The 26590-nt window shown below is 40.2% G+C and carries 23 protein-coding genes; 16 read left to right on the top strand and 7 right to left on the bottom strand.

Annotated features, from left to right (window positions below):
• The first annotated feature begins 4 nt into the window (after window positions 1-4).
• The 8 genes from ABJD64_RS17555 (at window position 5) to ABJD64_RS17520 (ending at window position 10909) form a co-directional block, all read left to right on the top strand.
• The gene (locus ABJD64_RS17555) at window positions 5-964 is read left to right on the top strand and encodes a hypothetical protein (RefSeq protein WP_348181661.1); all 960 of its coding nucleotides are present in this window, start codon (window positions 5-7) and stop codon (window positions 962-964) included.
• The gene (locus ABJD64_RS17550; protein WP_348181660.1) at window positions 955-2223 is read left to right on the top strand and encodes a caspase family protein; all 1269 of its coding nucleotides are present in this window, start codon (window positions 955-957) and stop codon (window positions 2221-2223) included. The genes ABJD64_RS17555 and ABJD64_RS17550 overlap by 10 nt, the downstream gene beginning before the upstream one ends.
• Entirely contained in the window at window positions 2220-4907 is a 2688-nt protein-coding gene (locus tag ABJD64_RS17545; protein WP_348181659.1) for a TonB-dependent receptor, read from the top strand. Before ABJD64_RS17550 ends, ABJD64_RS17545 begins: the two co-directional genes overlap by 4 nt.
• 302 nt (window positions 4908-5209) lie before the next feature.
• Window positions 5210-6529: a YHYH protein gene (locus ABJD64_RS17540; protein WP_348181658.1), complete on the top strand. Its 1320-nt coding sequence runs from the start codon at window positions 5210-5212 to the stop codon at window positions 6527-6529.
• A 495-nt stretch (window positions 6530-7024) separates the two neighbouring features.
• Window positions 7025-7927, top strand: a complete 903-nt coding sequence (locus ABJD64_RS17535; RefSeq protein ID WP_348181657.1) for a hypothetical protein — start codon at window positions 7025-7027, stop codon at window positions 7925-7927.
• Window positions 7928-8091: 164 nt separating this feature from the next.
• A complete protein-coding gene (locus tag ABJD64_RS17530; RefSeq protein WP_348181656.1) occupies window positions 8092-8958 on the top strand; it encodes a hypothetical protein in 867 nt (288 codons plus the stop codon).
• A 143-nt stretch (window positions 8959-9101) separates the two neighbouring features.
• Window positions 9102-9734, top strand: a complete 633-nt coding sequence (locus tag ABJD64_RS17525; protein ID WP_348181655.1) for a hypothetical protein — start codon at window positions 9102-9104, stop codon at window positions 9732-9734.
• Between the two features lie 17 nt (window positions 9735-9751).
• Window positions 9752-10909, top strand: a complete 1158-nt coding sequence (locus ABJD64_RS17520) for a DUF2235 domain-containing protein (protein ID WP_348181654.1) — start codon at window positions 9752-9754, stop codon at window positions 10907-10909.
• Window positions 10910-10956: 47 nt separating this feature from the next.
• Here ABJD64_RS17520 and ABJD64_RS17515 read toward each other — a convergent pair whose 3' ends face one another.
• From ABJD64_RS17515 to ABJD64_RS17500, 4 genes are all read right to left on the bottom strand, one after another.
• Window positions 10957-11472, bottom strand: coding sequence for a DUF350 domain-containing protein (locus ABJD64_RS17515; RefSeq protein ID WP_348181653.1), 516 nt, complete (start codon window positions 11470-11472; stop codon window positions 10957-10959).
• The gene (locus ABJD64_RS17510; RefSeq protein ID WP_348181652.1) at window positions 11462-12172 is read right to left on the bottom strand and encodes a hypothetical protein; all 711 of its coding nucleotides are present in this window, start codon (window positions 12170-12172) and stop codon (window positions 11462-11464) included. The genes ABJD64_RS17515 and ABJD64_RS17510 overlap by 11 nt, the downstream gene beginning before the upstream one ends.
• A 248-nt stretch (window positions 12173-12420) precedes the next feature.
• On the bottom strand, window positions 12421-13677 hold the full coding sequence (locus ABJD64_RS17505; protein WP_348181651.1) for a M56 family metallopeptidase: 1257 nt from the start codon (window positions 13675-13677) through the stop codon (window positions 12421-12423).
• The gene (locus ABJD64_RS17500) at window positions 13670-14047 is read right to left on the bottom strand and encodes a BlaI/MecI/CopY family transcriptional regulator (protein ID WP_348181650.1); all 378 of its coding nucleotides are present in this window, start codon (window positions 14045-14047) and stop codon (window positions 13670-13672) included. Before ABJD64_RS17500 ends, ABJD64_RS17505 begins: the two co-directional genes overlap by 8 nt.
• Window positions 14048-14348: 301 nt before the next feature.
• Here ABJD64_RS17500 and ABJD64_RS17495 point away from each other — a divergent pair, with 301 nt between their 5' ends.
• From ABJD64_RS17495 to ABJD64_RS17475, 5 genes are all read left to right on the top strand, one after another.
• Window positions 14349-15128 carry a glycerophosphodiester phosphodiesterase family protein gene (locus ABJD64_RS17495; protein ID WP_348181649.1) on the top strand — a complete coding sequence of 260 codons (780 nt, stop codon included), beginning with the start codon at window positions 14349-14351 and terminating at the stop codon, window positions 15126-15128.
• A gap of 40 nt (window positions 15129-15168) precedes the next feature.
• Window positions 15169-15615, top strand: a complete 447-nt coding sequence (locus tag ABJD64_RS17490; RefSeq protein ID WP_348181648.1) for a transcriptional repressor — start codon at window positions 15169-15171, stop codon at window positions 15613-15615.
• A gap of 3 nt (window positions 15616-15618) precedes the next feature.
• Entirely contained in the window at window positions 15619-17979 is a 2361-nt protein-coding gene (locus ABJD64_RS17485) for a TonB-dependent receptor (protein ID WP_348181647.1), read from the top strand.
• Between the two features lie 46 nt (window positions 17980-18025).
• Entirely contained in the window at window positions 18026-18856 is an 831-nt protein-coding gene (locus ABJD64_RS17480) for a DUF4625 domain-containing protein (RefSeq protein WP_348181646.1), read from the top strand.
• Between the two features lie 303 nt (window positions 18857-19159).
• Complete coding sequence (locus ABJD64_RS17475) at window positions 19160-20755, top strand: discoidin domain-containing protein (RefSeq protein WP_348181645.1); 1596 nt, start codon at window positions 19160-19162, stop codon at window positions 20753-20755.
• Window positions 20756-20781: 26 nt separating this feature from the next.
• Here ABJD64_RS17475 and ABJD64_RS17470 read toward each other — a convergent pair whose 3' ends face one another.
• Together ABJD64_RS17470 and ABJD64_RS17465 are read right to left on the bottom strand one after the other, a co-directional pair.
• On the bottom strand, window positions 20782-21390 hold the full coding sequence (locus ABJD64_RS17470) for an HAD family phosphatase (RefSeq protein WP_348181644.1): 609 nt from the start codon (window positions 21388-21390) through the stop codon (window positions 20782-20784).
• Complete coding sequence (locus tag ABJD64_RS17465; protein ID WP_348181643.1) at window positions 21387-22046, bottom strand: SemiSWEET transporter; 660 nt, start codon at window positions 22044-22046, stop codon at window positions 21387-21389. Before ABJD64_RS17465 ends, ABJD64_RS17470 begins: the two co-directional genes overlap by 4 nt.
• Window positions 22047-22165: 119 nt before the next feature.
• Here ABJD64_RS17465 and ABJD64_RS17460 point away from each other — a divergent pair, with 119 nt between their 5' ends.
• The 3 genes from ABJD64_RS17460 to ABJD64_RS17450 all read left to right on the top strand — a co-directional run bounded on the left by ABJD64_RS17460 (window position 22166) and on the right by ABJD64_RS17450 (window position 25240).
• Window positions 22166-23053 carry an AraC family transcriptional regulator gene (locus tag ABJD64_RS17460; protein WP_348181642.1) on the top strand — a complete coding sequence of 296 codons (888 nt, stop codon included), beginning with the start codon at window positions 22166-22168 and terminating at the stop codon, window positions 23051-23053.
• Window positions 23054-23124: 71 nt separating this feature from the next.
• Window positions 23125-24177 (top strand): LD-carboxypeptidase, encoded by a 1053-nt coding sequence (locus ABJD64_RS17455; RefSeq protein ID WP_348181641.1) that lies wholly within the window; start codon window positions 23125-23127, stop codon window positions 24175-24177.
• Between the two features lie 64 nt (window positions 24178-24241).
• Window positions 24242-25240 (top strand): metal-dependent hydrolase, encoded by a 999-nt coding sequence (locus ABJD64_RS17450; protein WP_348181640.1) that lies wholly within the window; start codon window positions 24242-24244, stop codon window positions 25238-25240.
• An 81-nt stretch (window positions 25241-25321) separates the two neighbouring features.
• On the opposite strand, the gene ABJD64_RS17445 is transcribed toward ABJD64_RS17450, so the two are convergent.
• Window positions 25322-26506, bottom strand: coding sequence for a hypothetical protein (locus ABJD64_RS17445; protein ID WP_348181639.1), 1185 nt, complete (start codon window positions 26504-26506; stop codon window positions 25322-25324).
• Between the last annotated feature and the right edge of the window lie 84 nt (window positions 26507-26590).

Genomic DNA, 26590 nt, shown 5'->3' with positions numbered 1-26590 from the left:
GGTTATGTTTCAGCAGCTTATCCATTTTCTGGCTTACGGAGCAGTGCTTTTTTCGGTGGTAGAGGTCTATTTGACTTTGAACAAGCTTTGGTCAAGAAAGCACATCAAAGAAGTAGCAGATAGCATTTCGATTTCTGCACGAGCAACGGGTATGATACCGGGATCCATTTTCACGTTGAACTTTTTCTTCGAACAACAATGGCAGGGATTTGTGGATGGAGCGATTTGGTTGGGAGCTTCGGTAGTGCAGATTTTGGTGGCTGGCGGTATTTGGGTCGCGGGAAACAAAAGACATCATTGGTTGAGCCTGATCGGGAGATCCATTGGTCATGAAACAAAAGAAGTATTTAATCTGGCCAAATATATTTTTCAGGTAGAATCAAGGAACAAAGTCATTGACTTACTAGCGGCAACCGCTTTGACTGATAAGATACTGAAGGAAAACGAAAAGAATTTTGTAGAAACATTGGCTGACGATTGGGAGATTGATATATCTTGGGATAAGCTTATGAGTAGGTTTAAAAGGGCGGATGTTTCCGCCCTCTTTAATTTTTCCATTGAAATGAGAAAGTACCTGGAGCTCAACCCGGGGAAGAAAGAAGTCAAGCTATTACTTGAATTGATACAGGAACTTTCCGACCAGAGTGGGCATAGCCGACCTGAAAATCAATACATCATTGATGAAGTCGGGGAAGCTTTCAGACATTATCCATCAACGAATTATGATGACTACTTCCAGGTGCAGATTGTACCCCAGGAAAAAGAACAGCACGAGCGCTTGCAGGCTTCGGGAGCAGAGATGAGAAGCGAATATATTGGCTCAGGTTTTACCTACGTTTTAGAACCTTTTTTTACCAGAAATTTTGCTGACCATGTTGTTTCTGAATTTGAGGCTCTTGGATATTTTGCCGCTGTAAGGACCATTGATGGGACTGCAGGCTACGAATTAGAAAAATGTGGGTAACGCAACACAATCTGGTAAGAAAAATATGGGGGCTGAAAGTCAACTTTGCAATTGGCTTGATGTTATTCTGCCAGAGTTTAAGCTGGTCTCAAGTGTATAGCGAGAAAAAACTGGCACTGGTGATGGGCAACGCTTCCTATCAATACCTGGACGACCTGCCCAATGCAAAAAATGACCTATTGCACATGACTGCCACACTCGAAACAATGGGTTTTGATGTGCTGTCGTTTTTGGACAAAACTAAGGAGGAAACAAAGATGTCAATCAAGACCTTCAGCCAGCGTGTGCAGGACTATGATCTGATCTTGTTTTACTATGCCGGGCATGGCATCGAAATGCTTGGAAAAAATTATTTGGTTCCGGTGGATGCTTATGCCAATTCCATCACAGATATTCGAAAGAATTGTGTACCTGCAAGTGCAATTTTGAATTCGCTGAAACTTGCCAAAACTAAAATTAATGTAATCATTCTAGATGCCTGTCGGAAAAATCCCTTCTCTCAAGGAGAAGCAAGCCAGCTTCATGAAGGACTGGCGCTTATGGATGCCCCCGAAGGAACCATTATCTCTTTTGCGACCAGTCCGGGCAAAGTAGCTTCTGATGGTGAAGGGCAGAATGGAATGTTCACTGAAGCACTACTCAAATATCTGCCACAATATGATCTTGAGATCAAGGACATGTTTGAACAGGTAAGAAGTTATGTGCTTGAAAACTCGTCCAGAAGACAAATACCATGGGAATCCACGTCTCTTACTGAACCTTATATATTAAGAAGACGCCCGGAAAGCGAGATCGAAATATCAATTTTGGAAGGAGATTCAGTATTGTTTGAAAAAGAAGGTTATTTGCATGCCAAATCTAATTTGAAGGATGTGTCTTTCGTGTGGTATTTCAATGGTCGGCAGATCGGTAATTCCTCCAATATTTTGATTAACAAAACTGGCCGTTATCAAGTCAAAGGTATCAGCTATCAAGGCCAAATACTCATTTCCAAGCCGATTCATGTCTCCGTCAAATCCTTTGTAAAACTCCAGGTTTACATTGAAGAAGGGGAGTCTATAAGCTTTAAAAAATCTGGAACACTGCACGCTAAGTCAAATGTGAAAGGAATATTTACCTGGTTAAGGAACAGCAAAAAGATAGGAGAAGGAAAGGCCCTTTCCGTAGAATCTCCGGGCCTCTATAATCTCTCTGTGCAAACTGTCGATGGTCGGACAGCAACCACCTCATCTACCAAAGTTTATCTTATCGAGCAATGAAGGGGTTAATTGGGACAATATTATTGATTGTGTTAACTAATGGCGTGCTTTTGGCTCAATATGGTTTCATTACGGGAACCGTCACGGACAGATTCGGACCACTTTCTGATGTAAATGTAAATATCCTGAATACGGCCTATGGCACTTACACCAATGCCGATGGATACTTTGCATTCGAGTTGGACACAGGGCTGTATGAGATCAATGTATCGCTTAGTGGTTATGAACCTGTGGTAAAAATCATAGCCGTTCATAATTTGCAGCAAATTGAAGTTGATTTCCAGCTAAGAAGCAACCTGATGGATGCAGATGTATCTCTGGGAAGCAAGTCTCATATTTCTCAAAATCAACTGGAATCTCCAGTACCCATTGATGTGGTTTATGCCAAAGATCTGCTCAACACTGGTAGGCCCACATTGGCAGAGGCCCTTCATCAACTATTGCCCAACTTTTTTTCGGTGCGACAAAGCACAGCAGAAGGAACTGATTTTGTAGCTCCTATTTCTTTGCGGGGACTTGAGCCTGATCATGTTTTGGTTTTGGTCAATGGGAAAAGAAGGCATAAAAGTGCCTTTCTACATTTCAATGATGTTTTTGGAAAAGGGGCAAGTGGCACGGATCTCAATGCGATCCCGATCATGGCCGTTGATAAAATTGAAGTTTTGAGAGATGGTGCATCCTCACAGTATGGTTCTGATGCTATCGCCGGTGTGATCAATATCATGCTAAAAGAAAAAGTGGGTGCGCAACTGGCCTTACAGGCCGGATCTTCTTCCAGGAGCGATGGTCAACTACGGATGCTCTCAGTCAATCATGGATTTCCTATCAGACAACGAGGTTATCTGAATATGACGGGATCTTTTTTTGACCAGCAAATGGTCAATCGTTCTGGTAACTATACCGGAATAATCACCGATGATAGTCTGGATCATAGTGAGGATTATAGAAATGAATTCTTTAGTCAAACGCCATTCGATCAGGAAAGAGTGGCAGCTATCGGAACACCTTCGAATCGAAATTCAACTTTGATGTACAACGGTGCATTCGAATTGACAGATCATATTGATCTCTATTCATTTGGAAGCATCAATTACAGAAATGAGAAAATACACGCCATGTACCGCTTTCCGTACGAGGAGGCTTTGGTGTTGGACTTGCTTTATCCTTATGGTTTCTCACCGGAGTTACATGCCGATATTTTTGATAAATCACTAGCTGCCGGTTTGCGAGGAGAGATTAACGACTGGTCTCTTGACTTTGGCTATAACCATGGCCATAATACCATTCAAGTTTCAGTTTTCAATTCTAACAATGCATCCCTGGGCATCAGATCTCCAATTTCTGCTTTTGCAGGTAGTTACTTCTATAGACATAATGTGCTTAATTTTGACGCCACCAGGTCCTTCAGATGGCCCAGATCTCATTTCGAAGTATCATTTGGCTCGGAATTTCGACTGGAGGCTTATGGAACTGAGAAAGGGGAAATATCTTCATATGTAGATGGAGAAACTACTACCGAGTCCGGTGCGACGAGGCAGGCTGGCATCCAAGGGTATTATGGTGTCTCCGAAGAGGATCAGCTAGAAGAGTTGAGATCAAATGCTTCGGCCTATGTAGAACTTGATTTTGGATGGCAAGATAAATTGCTGCTAGAGGCAGCTGCACGACAGGAGTCTTACAGTGACTTTGGCGGACATTCTAATTTTAAGTTGGCCGGAAGGTATAAGTTTTCAAAACAGTTTGTTATTCGGGCCTCTTTTAGCACTGGGTTCAAAGCACCCAGTCTTCAACAACTTTTTTATCGGAGACGGTCAGTACAACTGGTGGATGGAGAATTGCTCAATGTGATCAACTTCAACTCCGAAAGCGCACTATACAAAGCGTTTAATCTGAAAAAGCTGAATCCGGAATTGTCTGAAAACTTTGGGTTTGGTTTCACCTCTGCCATCAATAGAAATTTATCACTCAGTGTAGATGCCTTTCAAATTGATCTTGAAGACAGGATTCTGTTGTCTGGTCGGGTCGATCCGGCCAACTTTCCCCAAGTGGCAGCCTTCGTAGAACCTTTAGGAAATTATCAGGCGGAGTTTTTTTTCAACGGCTTTGATTCACGTACGCGAGGAATGGATGCCTTGATGGCACTAAAGTTCAATTTGTTAGGTAGTGAGGTTCATTTGAGATCCATGTTTAGTGTGTTCAAAACCAGATTACAGGGAGATATACGTCTACCTGTAGCTTTAGCTGATAAGCAAGAATTTATTTTTGGAAGAGAAGACGTCGCACTGATAGAAACTTTTATTCCACAAAACCAATGGAATTCCAGACTTACCGTGACATTTGATCGATGGGAAGTCTTTGTGAACATGAACAGGCTGGGAGAAGTCAAATATCTTCATCCGGATGATGGTCATTCGGATAATTGGGTATTGAATGAGTTTACCGAAGAAATTGAGCCCAGAGATCAGACCTTTGGTGCGATCTGCCTGGTCGACCTAAACACAACCGTTAGACTTACTGAAAATATAAAACTTAACCTCGGTGCGTCAAATGTATTTAACGTTCTGCCGGATAAGCAAAATCATTCAGCAGAGGTTGCTGATGGCATTTATCCCTATCATGTCAAAGCCAGACAGTCCAATCTAACTGGTCGCTATTGGTTCGGCAAATTATTATTCAAACTATAATTCCTTGAAATGCTCGATTCACTCAAATGAGAGACTGAAGTATTCCGTTTTGCCTCAATCCAATGTCTACTATTTGTCATCTCATAGCCCATCGAAGGAATAAGCTTCTGATCTACTTTTGATTTATTGATTCGAAATGAGTGCCAGGCGATAAGGAAACTGATCATAAAAATATCGCGCTGACCACCATCAGACGGATGGTGTGATCTTAATGACGCTACCTCTGTCATTGCGCAGAGGTAGTTTTTCTAGAAAATTTTGGTCTTGACAGGAGGCTGGTTAAATCTTTAAATAAACTTAATATGAACAGAGTAATTTTTAATTGTATGCTATTCTTAGTTGTCATCCTTTCTGCATGTGATGAGGATTCAGCATCTGAGATCTTTGATGCAAGCATTTCCATTACTAGTGACAAAACGACTTATAATGAAGGAGACGGTACTATATTGATAACTGCAAGTTCAAGTCTGACTAATACTTCAGGAAGTGATATCACGGTGAATTACACAGTGTCCGGTACAGCAACATCCGCAGAGGATTTCGAAGAATTATCAGGAAGTCTTGTGATTCTAGAAGGAGCTTCAGAGGCTTCGTTGAATATAACACTAATCGATGACTCAGCAGACGAAGAGGACGAGACCATCATCCTGACTTTGTCCGATGTAGATGGCGATGTAACAGCCTCTGGAGCCGTTACACTGACCATAAATGACAACGATTCCGGTACTACGACAACCGATGATTGCACCACACAATTGGAAGTAGACCAGACACGAGGAGAATGCGGTGAAGATCATACAAGCGCATCATTGGATGCACCAACTTTCACCAATGTGCTCGACGAAGCAAATGATATCAGAACTATTACAACCAACTCGATACCCGATCATAAATTTGGATTGTTTGGGAAGGATCAGGGTGCGCTAAACCCCAATGCGATTACGGTGCAGTCACAAACATTTGAATTGGATGCGACGCCTGAATTGGCAGGTGAAACTACAGAATTATTATCAATGACTTCGGGCCCAGCCTATTCTTTTGGTATCGTATTCTCAGGTATTGAGTTAGACCCTTTGCCTGCTGAACCATGGCCTCACACGGTTCCATTTACAGACCCAAGTGTAAACTGGGAGTGGAATATGGAAGCCGTCAATCTTGATTTGGGTTTCGATTGTAATAATGCACATGTTCAGCCGCAAGGCAAATATCACTACCATGGATTCCCGAGCTTGTATATCGAAACATTGAGTTTGGATGAAGAAAATCCGGTAATGACCTTAGTGGGTTATGCTGCCGATGGATTTCCAATCTATTATAAGTATGGCTACAGCACGGCAGACAATAGCTCTTCTGATGTGAAATCCCTGACCTCAGGCTTTACGCTAAGATCAGGAGAGCGAGAGGGTGATGGCGTAACAGCCCCTTGCGGAGATTACAACGGCACCTATTCCAATGATTACGAGTACATAGAAGGACAGGGAGACCTGGATGAGTGTAATGGTAGAACGGGTGTTACTCCCGAATACCCTGATGGTACCTATTACTATGTGCTCACCGAAACTTTTCCAGTCATACCTAGATGTTTTAAAGGAACGCCATCTAACGAATTTGCAATTAACTAATATTAATCATTACCAAGTTTTGGTTATGATTGGGACAACACTTAAAATCAAATAGATAGCATCACTAAATTGATCTTTTCGATAACTGCGAGAAAAGCCCGTATGAATCAAAGGAATTCATCGGGCTTTTTACAAAAAATAAGCTGTTGCTAGGTGCCAGGTCTCTGCCATACAAATAAATTTGATATCTCGGATAACCTACTATGGGCTATTTGAAATAAACATTAATTGAAACCCCGTCGGATTCCGACGGGGTTTTTTTTGTTCAATGTACATCAAAATACCTACTAATACGGATGTTTTCAGCTTACAACTTTATCTACCTTACTTCAAAAGTAGTTCATAGATTATTGTGAAAATCAAAGAGTAAAGTCGCTTTGCATAAATTATAAAAGAATTGATGATTGACAAGTCACAAACCGAATCCGGCAGGGCCTCAGAACCAATAAAAATGCATAAAAAAATTATAAAGGAAACCATCTAAAAACAGAAGCCATGAAACGACAATTTGCTATCGCAACGATTTTAATCGGTGGAGTCATCACTCCGCTATTTTCTCAGGTAGAAATGGGAAAGACAAAGAATACCATAATGGGTAAAAACAAACTCCTTTTGGTAGAAACAAATAAAATGGTGCTTGACAACTTTTCAATCAACCTGATTCTATATGGATTTGGTGAAGACCAGGGTGGTGGTGGTGCACAGGTTGGCATTCGGGCTGATTTGACGCAAATTGATGAGCCGCTGGCACAGGAAATTGTCAATGAGGCCTATGCCTATTTTAAGGAGCAATGGAAAAAACGAGGAGTAGATGTGGCGTCTCCCACCAAAGCTGTAATAGAAGCCTCAAAAAAATACAGTAAGGCAGCGAAAAAAGGAAAGTCTACACTTCGAATCGGAGGTACAGAAAACAATCACACAAAAAAGAATCATAACCTAATGGCCTGGCCAGAAGGAGAGAATATTCCATATTCAGGTTCCGGGCCACTCGCTCTTGCAGGAAACTGTGCACACGGACTGTGTTATGATGCTAAATTTAGTGGGTTCAACACCGGATTCTCGTCTACTATTAACTTTATTACTTTCAAATCAGCTGCTCTGGGAAGTACGGCTTCAGTTAAGACATTTCCACAATTGACGGCTGCTAATGTAATGACTGCCACCACCTGGCAAAAAGGTAAAGTGGGAGGCTATATTGGAAGTAATAACGCCAAGGGGGTCGAAGACTTTTATTCAGACGTCGAGCAAAAGGAAATTGATGTACTCAATTCGAGTGCTAATATGTGGAACTATATCGGTGACAAGGAAAAATATAAGACTAACGTGTTAGAAATGATTAAAAAGGGCATGGATGATATGTTTGCCGATCTGGAGACCGTAAAGGAAAAGGCCATGTAAAAAACGCGCTGATGGATTGGCAAAAGCGATCCATTTTTAGAAAGCCATTTGCTTAGTTGCGAGTGGCTTTTTGTTATTTATGGTCTGCAATTCATAAACCAAAATAGGTCGTTGGTTAATTATAGCTAACTTTCAATAACCGATTTAGTTTATGTTATTTCGAAATGATCAGACTGCTACTATATGTAACTCTACTTAATGGCTTTCAAGGTCCAAGTGAGACAAATCTAACCAATCATCCTTCCAATGATCGTTATGCCAGTTATTCTCCGGATGGCAGCCAGATTCTCTTTGAATCGAATAGAAGCGGAGATTGGGATCTGTACGTGATGAATACCGATGGTACTATGGTTCGGCAAATTACCAGAGACTCATCTGAAGATAGAAGACCCAGCTGGCATCCCAATGGAGATGAGATTCTTTTTGAGTCCAATCGATCTGGTAAATTTCAGCTGTACACGGCAAATCTATTTAATGATAAGGTAAAAGCGATTCAAATACCTGTAGCCAAGACTGAACCCATTTTTGCGCATTATTCTCCTGATGGATTTTCAATTGCATACTCAGAGAAATTTCAAGGAGATTCGTCCAGACTGGTTATTATAGATTTACTTGGAAAGGTCAAGGTAGAGTTGGCAGACTACGGCTTCAGATCCTTTTATCCAAGGTGGTCGCCAGACAGTAAAAAAATCCTTTTTTTCTCCCGTCATGAAACTGGGAATCAAGACGATGAAATTTATACAATCTATATTGATGGAACGGGCAAAAAGCGATTGACTAATTGGCCTAAACATAACTTTTGCCCGTCCTGGTCTCCCAACGGAATGCAGATTGCTTATGCACAATCCATGGAAGGCAGTAGACCGGAAATCCACATCATGCAAGCAGATGGCTCAAACGCTAAAAGAATAACATTTAACGATGATGGTGATACCTTACCAAACTGGTCTCCTGATGGAACTAAACTCTTGGTGACGGCCTATCGAAATGGGAATTATGAAATTGTTGAAATGTTAATTCCGTCAAGGTAACATTGCGAGTGTCTGGTAGTTTTTTTAACTTTCTCCGATGCTGGTCTGTAAGACTATTGCATTTTTCCTTTTCGACTTTCAAACCTAACGTTGTGCAAACCTTAAGAAAGACCTTTGGTCATTGTTTTCCAAAATTCGTTCAAATGATATTTGTCGGTCTGTTGCTGTCATGCAGTCAGCACTATTTTGACAGACCACAGCCAATAGATTCAAAAAATATTTATGCTTTTCCAGAAGCTTTTCGTGGCGTATGGACAGACGGGAGCGACTCGCTGATTGTTGGTAAATTTTATTTTGCCAATATAGAGTATAAGAAAATATCGATTCCATATTCGACCAGAGATACTACGCAGTATGCTATTTTTAACGACAACAAGGCTTACCCTTATGATTCAATTCAGCAACGAATAATCGGAATAGGGTATCCATATGAAATAAGGAATGATTCTATTTATTATACCACCCGTGAAATACTTGAGGCACAATTGGGACGAAAAGCAGTTTTGCGATCTGTAGGAGAACAGTTTGTACTGAATGTAAAAAATGACAATCAATGGTGGGAACTTTTTTTAATGGGGGTAACCAATCAAGAAAAAATTCTTATAAGATATCCTAATAACGAGCAATTAGCGGAGTTAGGAATTACGCCAATCTTCACAAACGATGAAGAGGACTTCTATGAAGTGAAATGGAGAGCAAAGGAGATGGACCAACTGATTGGTAAAAATATCTTCGCCGATACCCTATTGTTTCTTGACCAACAAAATCTTAAATAAACCAAAATACTAACCTCATGGCAAAAACAACATTTGTTCAGCATTATGATAAAGATCATGATGCTATTCCAATTGCACGGAAACACATCATCTTGCTGGATGGCACCTGGAATGATGAGACAGGGGAGAAGGGTGATGGATTGGTGACCAATATTGTTCACCTCTTTAGGATCTTTAAGAATGATTTGAATAAGCAGGTTGTTCGATATCATAGAGGTGTGGGTAATGACAACGATAATGGCTGGATTGGTAATAAATGGAAGGGTGCAGACGGAAAAGGGGTTGGTAGCATTGTAGAGCGAGCTTACGCTCGCCTGGTGCAGGACTGGCAAAACGGAGACAGAATATACATTTTCGGATTTAGCAGAGGAGCTGCTGCGGCCCGTATTCTTGCAACCAAAATCAAAAATGATGGGATACCGTCAAGTATTGAGATTACACTTGAACCTAAGGAGAACAAGGAGACGAAAGTGATTGAGCAACGTATCGCTGGAGTAGTCTTTGGTGCTGGTAAACCTAAAGCAGTAGACATTGAATTTTTAGGAGTGTGGGATACCGTAAGTGCCTTGGGGCTTTTCAATAACATTCTTAGTACGTTTGGACTAAGGAAAAAAGACCTATTCACAGATCAACATATTGCATCCAACATTAGACGTGCAGTACATCTTGTAGGTATAGATGAAACCAGAAAGGCCTTCAAACCTTCTTTGATGAATCACAAAGCAGGTATTACTCATGAAGTATGGTTTCCCGGCGTGCATTCGGATTTGGGAGGAAGCTACAGGGAAGGCGAAATAGCTCAGATGACTCTTCACTATATGGTAGATCAGTTAAGCTTGTGGAATAGGGAACAAGGATTAGAGGATTTTTTAATTGATCAAGAAGCGTATGCAAAGTATGCGAGAAGTGATGTGGAACGAGCCCATTTTCATTTTCATGGAAAGGGATTCGGTAAGGATCTTCGAGAGGTAATCGTACAGGTCGATGGGATAAAATCTGGAAGTCTAAAACCTCAGATCCACCAACTGTATCACGACATATGTTCCAAAAGGAATTCATATTCTGTGGTAGAGCTTAAAAAAAGGTTCGGACCCAATAAAGTTCAAATTACTAACTTCCAATACATGCCCTTTAATGTAAAGGTGTTGGATGGGCAGTATGAAATAGTCTCATAATTGGTGTTGCTAATGGTCTGAGACCTCAGCAAACGTTGTCGTTTGATTTATCTAGGTGGCAACTCAGGATAAGGAATCAGGGATTCAATCACTAATGCGACACCATCTTTAGTCAAAAGAATAAGAGTGATGATTATGGCTCCTGAAATGATTGCCACACCTATGTTGTTGTTTTTCATTTCAACAAATTCATCTATCGGAGTTAGTTTTGAATAAATAATTATACCGACCAAACTGATGGCTAGCCCGGCACTATAGGCTATGATAATATAGAGGCCACCTCGAAGCAAAAATGTCAAGATGAGGACGGAAGTACTTCTTTCGGTATTTGAAAGTAATCGAAAGGATGACACTATAGGTTCGATGGTACCGCTGACCATCAGTCCCATGCCAAATAATACGCTGGCGATAAATATACTATAGGCTACATTGTTATGGCCGATATCAAATCTCCACTTGCCATACCATTTTAGGATTTTGTAGGTGGTTGATAATATAATCAGACCCATACTGACGGCCGATAGTATCTCGATGATACCTAGAAGAAAGATGCTAGAGTTCATGTTTTAGTGCGATATTCCAATATTCTTTATTGTCCATTCCAGGAGGAATAATGCCGGGTTCCCAACCGGTACTGGTAGTCTCCCAAAAGTAATATTTTTTTCCCTTGATTTTAAGGTATTCGCCAGTAGCAGGAATATCTAGTGCCAACATGGAGTGTCGATACTCTTTACTGATTAAGATCACCGGATCGTAATTATATTGACTTAGAATGGTATAGAGCAGTACGGTCCTCGAATCGCAGTCCCCCCTTAGCGTATAGAGAAATTCCACTGGCGTTGTAATGCCATACCGCTGATTTCCAAAACAAGGATAATCAGAATAATCACTTGTGCATTTATTCGATATAATGTACTGGTAGGGAATGTCCTGGACTAATTTGACTACAGCATGAGCGAATTCAACGTAATCAAGTTCTTCTGCTTGTGCTATTTGATCTAAAGAATCCACCAATACCTTTATTTGATCCTGGTCTGCCGCAGCAAGCATTCCATAAAGTTTACCCCAAAATTCAGGATATGATTCTGCCTTTGGGTTAGATATTTGATTTTTATAATCTCTCGCTTGTTCTAACGTGCCGCTTTCCATTTTATAGGATAGACAAAAATCTGACACATTTTTAGTGTCTGTCCAGTCTCTCTGATGATGGACGGTGTAGATTGTCCGCTGGCTGAACTCGGGGCAGTCCTCAACTGATTGCATAGAAGGTAGATTGAACCATGAGATAATTAAAGATTTACTCATTAGCAATAACACTACTACCCAAAAAATTACCTTAAGTCCTTTCACGAACCCAATGATAATACGAATAGATCAAAAACAAACAAGGAGAAAGATTGAAATGTAACAGAGCCAGTCGATAGCCGTGAATGACGAAAGTAGTAGTGAACAGAGTAGCCCAGGTCATATTAAAACCTGGGCTGTACTAACTTCACTTTTTGGCTTTGGGATCAACTGCTTGTTAATTTGAAAGAGATTGGCATAATCATTCGAACTGAAACTGGCTTCCCATCTACTAGACCGGGGGTCCATCTAGCAGCACTTTTCATAACTCTAACGGCTTCAGCATCGCATCCGGCTCCAATGCCTTTGATGGATTTTACTGCTGTAATCTCGCCGGCTTTATCTACGATGAATTGGACAAAAACACGCCCCTCTACACCGGCTTTTCTTGCCTGTGTCGGGTATTTCATGTTCTCCGCCACCCACTGATAAAATACCGTCATTCCACCTTCAGGGCCAGGTTGTTTTTCGACCATGTCATAAACGCCTTTCATGCCTTCTACTTCCTTGACAGCTGATGTTTGTACTTTGGTAATGGCGGCGATCGTTTCCTGATCATTCATGCTGCTAAGTTGTTCTGTTGCATCTTCACATCCAAAAACCATGACTATTGCCAGTCCCAGAGCAAAAGGGGTTATCTGTTTGATTTTCATAATTTGATTGTTTTGTTGATTTATCATTTTAATTCTTTTTAATGTAGACGAATTGTAAAATTGATGAGCAAGAGCAAATCCCTGTCTCTTTATGGTGTGTACAGCTAGGGTACGGACATAACTGTCCTTGTTATATTGATTTACGGCATGGGCATCAGCCAGATATTCGTGATTGACCCGAGCAAGTTTCTTGATCATGAGATAAATAGGATTGATCCAAAAAATGGCACACACAATCTCGAAAAATAGTATATCGTAGGAGTGCTTTTCTCTGGCATGAACATGCTCATGTGATAGAATGATTTCTTTTTCTTCAGACGAAATTTGATCACCCACGTAGACTGAATTCAGGAAGGTGAATGCCTCATTGCTGTTAGTGAGTTCTTTAGACTGAGAATGGTTAGAATTGTTAGACGTGTGCGCCAATCTTGTCAAAGCAGTTACTTTATAAATGATTCGGGCCAAAAGGAGTAGTGCGAAGACTGAATAGCACCCTATCCAAAATTCAAAGGAAAATAAGAACTGATCATTAGCCTCCATACCAGCTAATTCGACTGTATCTAGCAAAATTGTTCCTGCCACGAGATTTGGCGGAATATTTCCTAGATCGAAATGAAGGAGCGGAATAATGAGAGAAAGCAACACACTACCGAGCAGGTAAAACCGGTTGAACAAGAAGGACTTCTCTTTATTCAGAACCAACAAAAAGAATATGGCGGCCACCGAAATGGTGATGCCTGATTCGAAGAAATAGTTAAATATGCTATTCATGATTTTTATCGTTTGAGTCTTTTTTGGCTATTTCAATCAGTTCATTCAGTTCGTTGACGTTCAGATCGTTTTCTTCAGCGAAGAAGGACACCAGATTTTTAAACGAACCTCCGAAATAGCCATCCATGAAATTGGACAAATAGAACTTTGAATACGCTTTTTTGGCAACAATAGGGAAGTATTCATAGGTCTTGCCATAGGCTTTGTGATCTATGAATTTTTTGGTTTCTAATATCCGTACGATGGTCGATACAGTGTTGTAGGCTGGTTTTGGTTCAGGCAATTTAGCAATGATGTCGTGGACGACACCGCGCTCTATTTGCCATAGTACCTTCATTACTTGTTCCTCAGCCTTAGTTAATTCCTTCATCTGCTATGATTTACTTTTAGCGATCAGCAGTTCTCCGCCAGGATTGGTCCGACTGGCTGGTCAGCACCGAAGCGGAAACTTCCATGATTTAATCTTCACTTGCCAGTGAGATTATTTTACATGTCAGTTTATGTGATCATAATTTCCAATTCAAATGTATAACTAAATATTTAGTTATAAAACTAAATTATTTAACTAAAAATTTCATTCATTGGTAGGTAAATGGAAGTTTGTTTAATGAGAATAATTATAAATATGGATTGATAATGAGTGTAGGTCGTCTATTTCATGTCTTATGATCATGAAAGTAATTTGCTATCGATGTGGAGGAGGGGAGAACCCTGAGAACACTATTTTGGGTATTGAACATTGCCTGCGTGTGAACCCTGAATGGCCTATTGAAATGGACTTACAGTTAACCAAAGATGGTGAGGTGGTGCTTTTTCATGATGCAAATACAAAGCGCATCACAGGAGAAGATTTTAAAATAGCAGATCTTACCCTTTCTGAATTAAGAACTTTAAACGTGGGTCATACCTTTAGGTTAGATGATGAATACCTCTTCAGAGACTCTCCGTTGCGGGCACCTACCTTGATAGAAGTAGTGAAAAAATTCCCAAAAGCGGAATTTGTATTCGACATACATAGTCCCAATCCCCTTATCATTAGTAAAGTCATTTCAATTATTGAGGCTAGTCCGATAGATCAACCTCCTACAATAGTCAGTGCAAATGATAAGATCATCTCCGAATTCAAAATCAGAAAACCTGGATGGAAATACAGTGCAGCATCCAAGGAGGCCAAAAAACTCATTTACAGCAGTTTTGTATTTCTGGATTTTCTTTTTCCTCTCCAATCAGACTATTTGATGATTCCTCAGACTTATGGAAGTATCAGAGTACTTACATCTCGAGTAGTGAACCACGTGCTAAAAAGAAAACGAGCCATTTGGGCATGGATACATGAAGGAGAAAAAGTGAAAACCGTTGAAACTTTAGAGCAAGCACTCAGCCTTTATAATCAAGGAGTGGAGGCCGTATTTACAGATTATCCAAAGAAGCTTTTTGAGGAGTTAAAGTAGTGAGAACTTTTCTACTTATTTTATGCAATAAAGTTGCAAAATGGCTACTTTTGCACTTATGGAAACGAAAGGCCGAAAGGAAATACTAAAAAGACATGGCATGAGAATTACTGATTGCCGTCTGGATGTACTGGATTTGTTTATCAATGAGCAGCGTGCTTTATCTCAAAAGGATTTGGAAGAAGAGCTTTCCGCATATGACCGTGTGACGTTATACCGCACCCTACATAGCTTTATTGATAGTGGGGTGCTACATAAGATTCCTAATGATAACGGCATTGCGTGTTATGGCCTTTGTTTTGACACTTGCAGCCCCAGTGAGCATCAACATGACCATGTGCATTTCAAATGCACTTCTTGTGGCCAATTGGAGTGTATTGAGGAATCTCTTGAATTACCTGTCGTCCAACTACCTAATAGATACCAAATGGAAGCTATTGATGTCATCGTCAATGGAATTTGCGGAACCTGTAACGTCGAGGCTTAAATAATGAAAGGACTTTTTGGTTTGATGGTAGGTATGCTGATAAGCTTATCTGCTGTTGCACAATCACAACTTTTTGGCTTTGTACATGATGCGGAGACGAACGAGCCTCTTCCGGGAGCCGTTGTAAGCATACATGAGTTGAATCGAAGCCAACTGACTGATTTGGAGGGAAAATTTCGTTTTGAAAATATTAGACCTGCGACCTATCACATGCACATCAGCTCCCTGGGGTACAAGGCTCAGACATTGATAAAAATTACCGGTCCTGACACGAAAAAATTAGAAGTCAGACTTGAACCAACTATACTTGAATTAAGCGAAATAGTAGTTGAATCGAACCATTACAAGGTAGGTCCAAAAGAACAGACGCTTCCCATGGAAATACTTGACGCTGAATACTTGGCAAAGAACAGGAAGGGGACATTTGTCAATTCGATCGAAAATATACCTGGAGTAAGTGCAATTAATACTGGTGTTGGTATATCCAAGCCAGTAATTCGTGGTATGAGTTTTAATCGTGTAATTGTAAATGACAAAGGAATCAAGCAAGAAGGGCAGCAGTGGGGTACAGATCACGGGTTGGAGATGGATATGTTTGAGCCCGGTAGAGTGGAAGTGATAAAAGGCCCCGGATCTCTTATGTATGGCTCAGATGGTTTGGGCGGGATCATTAATGTTTTCCCTCCAAGCGTTCCGCAGAACCAAATGATTGAAGGGAATGTTCAGGGCATTTATAAGTCAAATAATAATTTGATAGGTACTTCTACGGTAGTTCAGGGCAAAGTAAAAGACTGGGTATATAGAGGAAGATTTAGCACGCAAGACTTTGAGGATTACGAAGTCCCTGCTTCTGACTTTACCTACAATGGATATCTTCTTCCTATTTATAATGATCGGTTGAAAAATACGGCAGGCAATGAAAGAAATTTCTCGTTGATGACCGGTATAAAAAAGAATTGGGGTTATTCGACAATTACTGTGAGTAATTTTCATCAGAAAGCAGGATTGTTCGTTGGAGCCGTAGGAATTCCTAGATCTTTTCAACTGACACATGACGGGTCTTATGGAAATATCGATATCCCGCGACAGGAAACCAAACATTTAAAGATCATTTCTAACTCCAATATACTAGTGGGTCAAAGATGGGTTGAGGTTGATCTGGGTTATCAGCGAAACAAAAGAGAAGAACATTCTGACCCAACAGCACATGGTCGTCAGATAGGGCCTGATGGTTCACTCGAACATGGTTTAGATTTACAGACATTGACGGCAAATGCTAGGTACTTTTGGCATTCTTCGGAAGATCATATGAGAGTCATAGGTTTTCAGAGTCAGTATCAATGGCACAACTGGGATGGGTTTGCTTTTCTCTTACCTGAGTTTAGCAGTGCCAATTTGGGTTTGTTTGTTTATGAAGAATATAGCTGGGCCAATAAATTCACAGCTACCGGAGGGCTAAGGTTTGATTTGGCTAATAGAGACATAAGTGCTTATAGCGAATCTGATGAAGAGAATTTTTTTCAGTATAACGGAAATATTGATCGTAACTATTACAATTTTTCAGGCGCATTGGGACTGTCATACTACCCGAATGAAAATTTGAACGCAAAGATTAATCTGGGAACAAGCTATCGCGTACCGACTGCCAATGAATTGTCCATCAACGGACTTCACCATGGAACTTTTCGCTATGAGTTAGGAAATAGTACACTTACTACTGAAAGAGGGTTGCAAATGGACTTTGTCTTCAACTATCAACGTAAGGATTTTAGTTTTGTAATTACACCCTTTGCTTCCTACTTCAAAAATTTTATTTATCTGTCTTCAACCAGTGAATTTTCCTCAGGCTTTAATCCCTTTGTACCGGCGGAAAGCGGTCAGATTTACCAGTATTTGCAACATGATGCCATCTTTTCCGGTACTGAGATTGCCATAGAGTACCATCCATTGGAAAAATTGCATTGGCGTGCGGCATATGAATATGTATATAATTACAACCTAGATACCAAACTGCCCCTCCCTTTCACACCGCCAGGATCTCTCTATACTGAGCTAGAGTATGGGTTTGATATTGAAAAAGGTTGGATTGAAGGCGTTCATCTGGGTGCAAATGTAAAACGGGTTTTTGATCAGAATCGAGTCGATCGCAATGAGAGAACCACACCGGGATATTGGTTATTAGGGGTAAATACGGGATTTGATTTCAGTATAGGCAGCAATACAACGATTCAAGCTACATTTTCTGCACAAAACCTTTTGAATAGCAATTACTTCAACCATCTCAGCCGCTACAGACTGCTGAATCTGCCGGAGCAGGGAAGGAATTTTGTGATTTCTTTACGAATTCCTTTTGCAATTCAGTAACATTAGTTTTATAATTGCAACATTATTGCATTAAATAAAAACTAAAATGAAAAAGACAAAAGTTTGGATCATGGCTGCTCTGGCCTTACCATTTGTATATTCCTGTGATGATGATGACTCTGTAGACACGACCGCCCCAACCATCACACTTGAGGATCCCGTAGCAGGCGAATCCTTTGCTGCAGGAGGAACACTCGATGTGCATTGCGATCTTACCGATGATATCAATTTGGCAACATATAGTATCACCGTTCATGACAACTTCGATAGTCATTCTCATGGCAGAACACTAGCAAACTTCAACTACGATCAGAGTTTTACCGTGGAAGGTACATCGGCTCACGTCACGCAGGAAATATCTGTTGATGCCACAAGTACAGCAGGGCCCTATCATTTCATTATGCAGGCGATTGATGCTGCAGGAAACGCTACTTCTTTTGAAGATGCTTCCAGTGTGGAAATTGAGATCTGGTTGACTAATCAAACCATGGCACATGTTGATTTTACCGATCAAGGGGGGACGAAAATTTCTGAACTGGAAGGTGTGGTTGATCAAAGTCTAAGTATCTATGGAAAAGTGGAAGACGAATCAGGCACTCTTGATCATGTATTGGTTGTGGTCGGTCATTTGGAAGCAGAATCAGGCGATGGGCATAGCCATGGCAGAACAAGAGAAGAAGAAATTTTTGAAAAGGAATTCGAGGTTGAAGGTCAGGCATCAGTGTCTCTTGCTGAACTCCTTGCCAATGAATCTATAGTGGTTAGTCAAGCCGAACTGGATGAATTAGAAACCGGAGAACATCTTTATTTGATTGTTACGGCTACGGATGCAGACGGAAATATCAGTCGTGGTACGATAGAAATTCATTTTGATTAGTTAGTTGAATCAAATGGTTAGGTAAAAGAGGGTATTAAGCAATTGATATCCTCTTTTTTTTTGCAATGATTTACGCTAAATACCTTTTGGTTAACAAGCTTCTCTTGCAGTTTGATATGAGTCGTAGTGTAAACAAACAAAAATTCTTGTCTGTGTTTTCGATCCAGTTTATGATAAAGTTTGATCGGTAGTATTTTAATCAAACATTCCTTTGATTAAAAATAACCCATTAGTCGACCAAAATTTCCACATGGCTGGTGCATGCACAAATTACTTTTGCTAAAAGTAATTAAAATTTTAGGCATGAGGAGAGATTTTGTAATAAGTAACGGCAGACTAGGTACACTTTTTTTGTTGCTGGCGATGACGGCTTGTTCGTCAGATGAAATGGAAGAGGTAGCAGAGGAAGAAATGAATGAAGAGATAGTTTTCAATTATACCTCAGAGGCAAAATATAATTTAAACATTATCTATTTTATCCCTACAGATCAAAAAGACCATAAGGATTCTCACAAAAGATTGAGTGAAATTTTTCTTCATGGTCAAAATTTTTATAAGGAAAATATGAGAGCTAATGGTTTTGGCGACAAGACCTTTAACATGCAGGTAGATGAAGCCCATCAAAGGGTGAAAATAACTTATTTGAATGCTAAGAACCCTACAAGTAGCTACCCATATAACGGTGGTGGAGCAACAGCACAAACTGAAATTGAAGAGTACTTTGCTGCAAATCCGGGAGAAAGTGAAAGCGACCATTACATTGTAATTATTCCGGTAAGCAACCAGGACAATGCTCAGGTTGTTCCTTTTTATGGCCTGGGCAAATGGTGCTTTGCTTTGGACTTTCCGGATATGGATATTCAATACTTTGGAGAATCCTCCAAAAAAGGTACAGATGCAAGTAAATGGATAGGAGGACTGATGCATGAGCTGGGGCACGGGCTCAATCTTCCTCACAACAAAGAAAGGAGCTCGGACTTGGGTAATGTGAACAAAGGAACGGCACTGATGGGAGCTGGTAATACAACTTATGGGAGTTCACCTACTTTTATTACTGAGGCCAGTTGTGCAATTCTGAATAACAATCAGGTCTTTAATACTAGCACCGATGTTTTTTACACAGGAGCCTCCGTTGAAATAAAAACTTTCAAGGCATTCTTTGAAAATGGAGAGATCAAGGCGTCCGGAACCTTTCAAACTGAAGCAAAAGTTAATTACATTGGCTTTTACAATGATGCCTCGGATGACGGTACTGGTGCCAACACCAATTATGACGCAGTAACCTGGGCTGTACCAGTTACAGGCAATGAGTTTAGTATATCTATGCCAATAAGCGAGTTGTTTAAAAGAGGAGATGTGCCATATATCCTAAGGCTATTGTTTAACCATGAGAATGGGGAAAGGACAACAAAAACTTTCAGCTACGAATTTTCAAATGGAGTGCCAATCATAGATATCAATATAAATAACGAAGATAGAGTAAATCTTGAAGTAGGTAATTGGAGTATTGTTTCTTTCAGCTCTCAGGAGGAGTCCAACTCAAGTCTTGCCAATAATGTAATTGATGATGATCCTTCCACTTTCTGGCATTCACGCTGGACAGTTGATGCCACTGAATATCCACATGAATTGGTAGTTGATATGAATGAGGAACTAGTAATTAATGGATTTTCCTTTTTACAACGGGACGGTTCAAGAAAGATCAAGGATGTTGAAATTCAGACAAGCATAGATAATATGGCCTGGCAAAGCCAGGGCGATTATGTGCTTCAGGAAATTAATACCTATCAACATATTGAACTAGTCGAACCCAATACTTTTAGATACTTCAAAGTCATTGCAAAGTCGGCTTTTGACGGATTGCAATTCGCTGCTTTAGCTGAAGTGAAATGTTTTTAATTAATGAGATCGCTTAATTAACGATGCTATAAAACGCCATAATTTTCAAGGTCAGTTTTCATTTGCTCTGACGAAACGAAATGTATGGTTTTCATAGACAGCTTGTGAGCAGTGTCTATGTTCTTCTTCGTATCATCAATGAAAATACAACTTTCAGGATCAAGACTGTATCGGGACAAAAGCGTAAAGTAAATACCTTCGTCAGGTTTGGTTTGTCTTTCATGTGCAGAAACCACAATACCGTCAAACAGATTGAAAAAATCATAAGTTTCCCGAATCACAGCAAATGACTGAGCAGACCAATTGGTTAACGCGTAGAGTTGGTGGTTTTTGGCTTTCAGGTTTTCTAAAATATCTACAGATTCTGAAATTTCACCCGTGACCATTTCTGGCCACCTGTCATAGTATGCACGAATTTGCCTTTCCCATTCAGGAAATTTGTGAAGCAACTCATCGGTCGCTTCTTCATGTGTTCGACCTGCGTCCTGCTTTCTATTCCATTCAGGTGTACACACGTTTTGAAAAAACCAATTTTGCTGATCTTTACTATCAAACATATGGTCATACACTATCTTGGGATTCCAACCGATAAGTACACCTCCGATATCAAAAATTATTTTGTCCTTAGTCTTCATGCTGTCAATTCAATGCAGTTGCCTTCTGGGTCCAGAATCACACTTTCATAATATCCGTCACCAGTTGTTCTAGGTTTGGTTATTACTTTAAGCCCACTGATTCTACACTTTTCGGTTAATGCCTCGACCTGTTTTGTAGATCCCACGGAAAGCGCCAGATGGGTCAGTCCGTATGTAGGGTCTTTGCTATTTTGATTTTTTCCTATCTCCGGATTATGCATGAGTTCTATCCTTGTGTCCGAATTTTTAAAAGAAAGAAAATATGAACTAAACCTCTTTGATGGGTTAGTGTACAATGAGCCTTTAGTGGCACTAAAGTGAGAGGCGTAGAAATCTGCCATGTGCTCAAGGTTTTTTACCCAAAAGGCTACATGTTCGATTCTCGTATTTACTTTTCCAGGACGGTACTGAATTTTCAAATAGAGTAGAGTGATTTGAAGAATCACAATAATCGTATTGGTCAAGATGATCGGTACATCTTGAATGAGTATGCCATAGGTCAGCCAGCAACTGGACGAACAGACAAAAATGATCAATGTCCAAATGGACAAATCCCTAACGGAACGTGTTCGAATAGAACGCCAAACCTGAGGAACAAAACTGGATATTGTTAAGCCTACAGCTAAATATCCAAACCATAATTCGAGCGATTGCATTTTCTTACTGTTTAAAATTAAATGTTGAAGCAAATCTGATCTAAAAAACCAGCTTGAACCACTATTGGATTTTTAAAAACTGACACTATATTAGCTTTTGTTTTAAATATTATAATAATATGTTGGAAGCTGGGGTATTTGAAAAAGTAATACCGGATAGTGGCAGCTCATTTAAGTTGCTCACCTTTTCTGAAAATGAACTCTGTAGTAATCCTCATTGGCATTTTCATCCAGAGTATGAAATCGCATATATTTCCAATGGAGTTGGGAGAAGGCAGGTTGGAAATCATGCTTCAGTATTCAGTGATGGAGATTTGATCGCCATAGGACCATTTGTGCCGCATTATAGATTTGGCACAGGAGGTAGTGAACCCTATACTACCGTTGCCGTGCAGATTAGTCAATCGTTTATGAATCAGGATATCTTCAATATACCTGAGTTAAGGGCTATTCATAAATTCAAAAAGATCTCACCTTATGGAGTTTCCTATTCCAATGAAATAAAAGAGGAGGTAGGGCAGATTTTATTAAAAATGACAAAATCTGTCGGTTTCCAAAGGTTCCAAATGCTTTTGACTGTTTTGAGTATTCTGTCAAACACTGACTCCTACCAACTGCTCAACACTACTGCTGCAAGTTGCACCGTAGGTGATAGAGAAAGCCAGCGAATAAAAAAGGTATATCAGACGATAGAAACAAACTACCGCAATCAAATATCCATCGAACAAGTGGCGGAAGAGCTATCATTGTCGGTCACTTACACCTGTCGGTTTTTGAAAGAAAAATTATTTAAAACCTTTTCTGAAATTTTGAATGAGTATAGAGTGTCGGTCGCTTCAGAATTGCTTTTAGAAACCAATAAGAATGTAATTGAAATTTGCTACGAAGTCGGTTACAATAACATCTCTCATTTCAATAGAAGGTTTAAATCCATCACTGGAGTAAGCCCAAAGGAGTATCGCAAATTGTATATAAATACGAAAGTCGTGGCCCCATTACTGGATTAGATCAAATGTATATGCTAATATTTATGCTGTTCAAAACTGATTTCCCTGTCTAATTACCTATTTTCGATTCCATGGACAGAAGAAGTTTTGTAAAGAAATCTGCTGTAGTATCGGCAACTACCATGCTTACTATGAACGCAGCTGGTGCACACAATACCGCGGAGGCAGATATTATTAAGCCAAAGGCACTCAGAAAAGGGGATACCATTGGATTAATTACGCCAGGCAGCGCAGTTTCGAGACAGGCCTTTGAAAAAGCAGTAAATAATCTGGAATCCATGGGTTTTAAGGTAAGGTTTACTGAGAACATGAGCGTTCGTAAAGGATTTCTTGCCGGTACTGATAAGCAGCGCCTAGAGGATTTGCACGAGATGTTTGAAGACGAAACCATCAATGGAATTGTATGCGCAAGGGGTGGATATGGTTCCGGGCGTTTGTTGCCAGATATCAATTATGATTTGATCAAAAGTAATCCGAAAGTCCTAGTGGGTTATAGCGATATCACAGCCTTACTATACGGCATTCATAAAAAAACGGGATTGGTCTGTTTCCACGGTCCAGTCGGAGCTTCTGAATATTCTGAGTTTACAACTAAAGGATTTGAACAAGTTTTGGTGAAAGGACGCGCAGGAATGAAGTTTGAAGTTCCAAAAGATTGGAGAGAGAAAGAAGATCTTGCATACCAAACCTTACCATTGGTAGGCGGCCAGGCAGAGGGGGCCTTAGTTGGTGGTAATCTAAGTTTGATGTGTTCCCTTATGGGGACGCCGTATGATATTGATTTTACCGATAAGATTGTCTTCATAGAAGATGTAGGTGAGTCTCCTTATCGTGTTGATCGGATGCTTACGCAACTGCTTAATTCCAGAAAACTGGATAAGGCCAAGGGGATTGCGATGGGAGTGTTTAATGGTTGCGAGACTAAACCGGAAGACCCGGATTTTGCGCTATCTACCAGTTTAGAAAATGTTTTGAGAGATCGTTTTGGAGAGTTGGAAATGCCTGTATTATATGGACTACCCATTGGTCATATCGATGACAATGCCACCTTGCCCATTGGTGTCAGGGCTCAGCTGGATGTGGAAAGAGCAACATTGAAGTTGTTGGAGAGCGGGGTGAAATAAAAAGGTGCAAGTAACAAACTTGTGTCCGGAAGGACTTAGACCAGCATAGGTTTTTAAAAATTACATGGATTCTGTTACACAAATTGTTTTAGGTGCGGCTGTTGGTGAAGCTGTTTTAGGAAAAAAAGTAGGAAATAAGGCTATGTTCTATGGTGCCGTTGCAGGCACGATTCCGGATTTAGACGTGCTGGCTTCTCACTTTACAGATACAGTAACAGCACTTGCTTTTCATCGAGGATTTACCCATTCTATTATTTTTTCGATACTGTTTGCTCCCATTTTTGGGTGGCTGGTTTCTCGCTTTGAAACTTTAAAGGACTTCAAAAGTTGGTCTTGGCTGTTTTTCTGGGCTTTTGTTACACATCCCGTCCTGGACGCGCATACGACTTGGGGCACTCAGTTGTTTTGGCCTTTAGATCTGCGGCTAGCATTTAAGACCATATTTGTCATTGATCCGCTATATACCTTGCCTTTTTTAGTGTTTTTAATCCTAGCGATGCGGCAAAAACGGACGACTGTGAAGCGTCAATTTTATAACCGAATGGGTTTGTATGTGAGCTCCTCTTATTTGTTACTCACCTTTTTTTTAAAATGGACTGCCTTTGCGCAATTTGAATCCACGTTGAAAACGCAAAATATTGACTATACACAATTAGATACCCGTCCTTCACCCATGAATACTATACTTTGGAGTGCCAATGTGGAAACTGAAAATGCTTATTTATTAGGCCACTATTCTTTTTTTGATTCAAATCCCATCACTTTTGAGTCCTACCCTAAAAATCATGACCTGTTGGGTGACTTCAAGGAAAGCGAACAAGTGCAGCGAATGATTTCCATAACTGAAGGATGGTACACCATAAGCACTGAGGATGGACAGCTGTATTTTAACGATTTACGATTTGGGCTATTAAGCCTGGAGCCAAACGCTCAGGGTTTTGTGTTTAAGTACAAGATTGAAGTAGATGATTCAAACCATGCGACATTCATAGAAGTGCCAAAAAATAAGCGCGACGGAAAAAAAATGCTATCCAGATTGTGGATGCGCCTAAAAGGCAATTAGTTAGTGACCTATTGTTTCCCATCGTTTAAATAAATATTACCTCGCCTTTCGATACTCAGACAAAATTGGTAATTATGTAGTTTAAGATTTTTTGGTACTTGCCTTTTCCTTCTCAATCAGCTCCCAAACTGCTTTATTGTACTTTTTCTTTGTAATACCAGTCAGTCTTTCCAGCGATTGATGATAATTATCATTGCCCTTCTGGTATGGCCCACAATTCAAAAACTCCCATACGCCATCGAAACCCTTTTCCTTTTCAATTTTCTGTACGATCAGTGCATTGACTACATAGTCGGCCATGAGATGCGTAGCACGATTTTCTCCAAAATTCAAGGGGTTTTCTTTAATCTCGGTCCAATCGGTTTTTTTATTGCTTGCCACTTTTTCTAAAAATATATTGAATATTTCATGCCAACTTAATCCCCAACTGCCACCATATAAATATGCGCAGGCCTCATCGACGGGTTTGTTGACTTTTCGCCTGGAAATGACCAGACTCAGCCGATCATGCCATAAGTCGTGTGGGTCCAGATTATCGAAGGCAGCATTGTCGTTGCCCAGGACAATGAGCTTTTTCCCTTCGTAGGTGGTACTGAAATTCGCTTGAGTCCGCCCGTTGTAGTCCGATCTGTACTGTACACCAATCAAATTCAACAGAGCCGGTAGGTTCTCTGTACAGTAGAATTCAGATATCTGGTTATCTACTTTTAATTTCTTATCAAAAGTATCAGCCAGTGCACTAAAGGTCTCGACATTGTCCATATTGATACTTTTTTCATAACGAAAGATATTGTTACCAATCTGGGCCTTTTGCCAATGTTCAGTATTTCTCAAGAGGGGCGATGAAAATCGAAAGGAGTCATTTACCTGGTGTGCAATCAACTCAAAGCTGGCCCTCAAATGACTCTCGCTATTGTCTACGCCGATATATGACAGTTGAATCAGGTATTGGTTGTTTTTCAGTTCAATGACATTGTTCAGGTATGGTTTGTAGAAGGTGTCGTCACTGAATTCCCTGCTTTTTTTAATGTCTTTAAATTCATCTAATAATATATAGGTTTCAATTATTTGCGTTTCAAGTATCCAGGAGTTCTCTTCATTCGGTTCGGATGCAGCATCGAGGAATTCATTGAGTGCGGTAATCAGCTTTTGACTTTCCACGCTGTCCTGCGGAAGCCTGATTTGGGAGTGAATTCTTAGGGCGTTGCTTTGTGCATTTGAGAAATAACCAGCAATAGTTAAAAGTAAAATAAATTTGAATTTCATTGGTTTAGTGATTGTTATGAATTCAAATAAAGGCACGACCAGGCACTTATTTTGTTAATAAAATCTTATCAATTGTTAATGAAA

This window comes from Reichenbachiella sp. (genome assembly GCF_039944555.1).
In the GTDB taxonomy this organism is placed as follows: Bacteria; Bacteroidota; Bacteroidia; order Cytophagales; family Cyclobacteriaceae; genus Reichenbachiella.
This window is presented reverse-complemented; position numbering and strand designations above follow the sequence as displayed.

Coding starts and splice junctions, on each gene's coding strand:
- ABJD64_RS17550 (WP_348181660.1), top strand. CDS start 955: ATGTGGGTAACGCAACACAATCTGGTAAGAAAAATATGGGGGCTGAAA.
- ABJD64_RS17500 (WP_348181650.1), bottom strand. CDS start 14,047: ATGAAGGAATTAACTAAGGCTGAGGAACAAGTAATGAAGGTACTATGG.
- ABJD64_RS17540 (WP_348181658.1), top strand. CDS start 5,210: ATGAACAGAGTAATTTTTAATTGTATGCTATTCTTAGTTGTCATCCTT.
- ABJD64_RS17505 (WP_348181651.1), bottom strand. CDS start 13,677: ATGAATAGCATATTTAACTATTTCTTCGAATCAGGCATCACCATTTCG.
- ABJD64_RS17510 (WP_348181652.1), bottom strand. CDS start 12,172: ATGCAATCAGTTGAGGACTGCCCCGAGTTCAGCCAGCGGACAATCTAC.
- ABJD64_RS17485 (WP_348181647.1), top strand. CDS start 15,619: ATGAAAGGACTTTTTGGTTTGATGGTAGGTATGCTGATAAGCTTATCT.
- ABJD64_RS17530 (WP_348181656.1), top strand. CDS start 8,092: ATGATCAGACTGCTACTATATGTAACTCTACTTAATGGCTTTCAAGGT.
- ABJD64_RS17555 (WP_348181661.1), top strand. CDS start 5: ATGTTTCAGCAGCTTATCCATTTTCTGGCTTACGGAGCAGTGCTTTTT.
- ABJD64_RS17545 (WP_348181659.1), top strand. CDS start 2,220: ATGAAGGGGTTAATTGGGACAATATTATTGATTGTGTTAACTAATGGC.
- ABJD64_RS17475 (WP_348181645.1), top strand. CDS start 19,160: ATGAGGAGAGATTTTGTAATAAGTAACGGCAGACTAGGTACACTTTTT.
- ABJD64_RS17520 (WP_348181654.1), top strand. CDS start 9,752: ATGGCAAAAACAACATTTGTTCAGCATTATGATAAAGATCATGATGCT.
- ABJD64_RS17525 (WP_348181655.1), top strand. CDS start 9,102: ATGATATTTGTCGGTCTGTTGCTGTCATGCAGTCAGCACTATTTTGAC.
- ABJD64_RS17455 (WP_348181641.1), top strand. CDS start 23,125: ATGGACAGAAGAAGTTTTGTAAAGAAATCTGCTGTAGTATCGGCAACT.
- ABJD64_RS17450 (WP_348181640.1), top strand. CDS start 24,242: ATGGATTCTGTTACACAAATTGTTTTAGGTGCGGCTGTTGGTGAAGCT.
- ABJD64_RS17515 (WP_348181653.1), bottom strand. CDS start 11,472: ATGAACTCTAGCATCTTTCTTCTAGGTATCATCGAGATACTATCGGCC.
- ABJD64_RS17535 (WP_348181657.1), top strand. CDS start 7,025: ATGAAACGACAATTTGCTATCGCAACGATTTTAATCGGTGGAGTCATC.
- ABJD64_RS17480 (WP_348181646.1), top strand. CDS start 18,026: ATGAAAAAGACAAAAGTTTGGATCATGGCTGCTCTGGCCTTACCATTT.
- ABJD64_RS17460 (WP_348181642.1), top strand. CDS start 22,166: ATGTTGGAAGCTGGGGTATTTGAAAAAGTAATACCGGATAGTGGCAGC.
- ABJD64_RS17495 (WP_348181649.1), top strand. CDS start 14,349: ATGAAAGTAATTTGCTATCGATGTGGAGGAGGGGAGAACCCTGAGAAC.
- ABJD64_RS17490 (WP_348181648.1), top strand. CDS start 15,169: ATGGCTACTTTTGCACTTATGGAAACGAAAGGCCGAAAGGAAATACTA.
- ABJD64_RS17470 (WP_348181644.1), bottom strand. CDS start 21,390: ATGAAGACTAAGGACAAAATAATTTTTGATATCGGAGGTGTACTTATC.
- ABJD64_RS17465 (WP_348181643.1), bottom strand. CDS start 22,046: ATGCAATCGCTCGAATTATGGTTTGGATATTTAGCTGTAGGCTTAACA.
- ABJD64_RS17445 (WP_348181639.1), bottom strand. CDS start 26,506: ATGAAATTCAAATTTATTTTACTTTTAACTATTGCTGGTTATTTCTCA.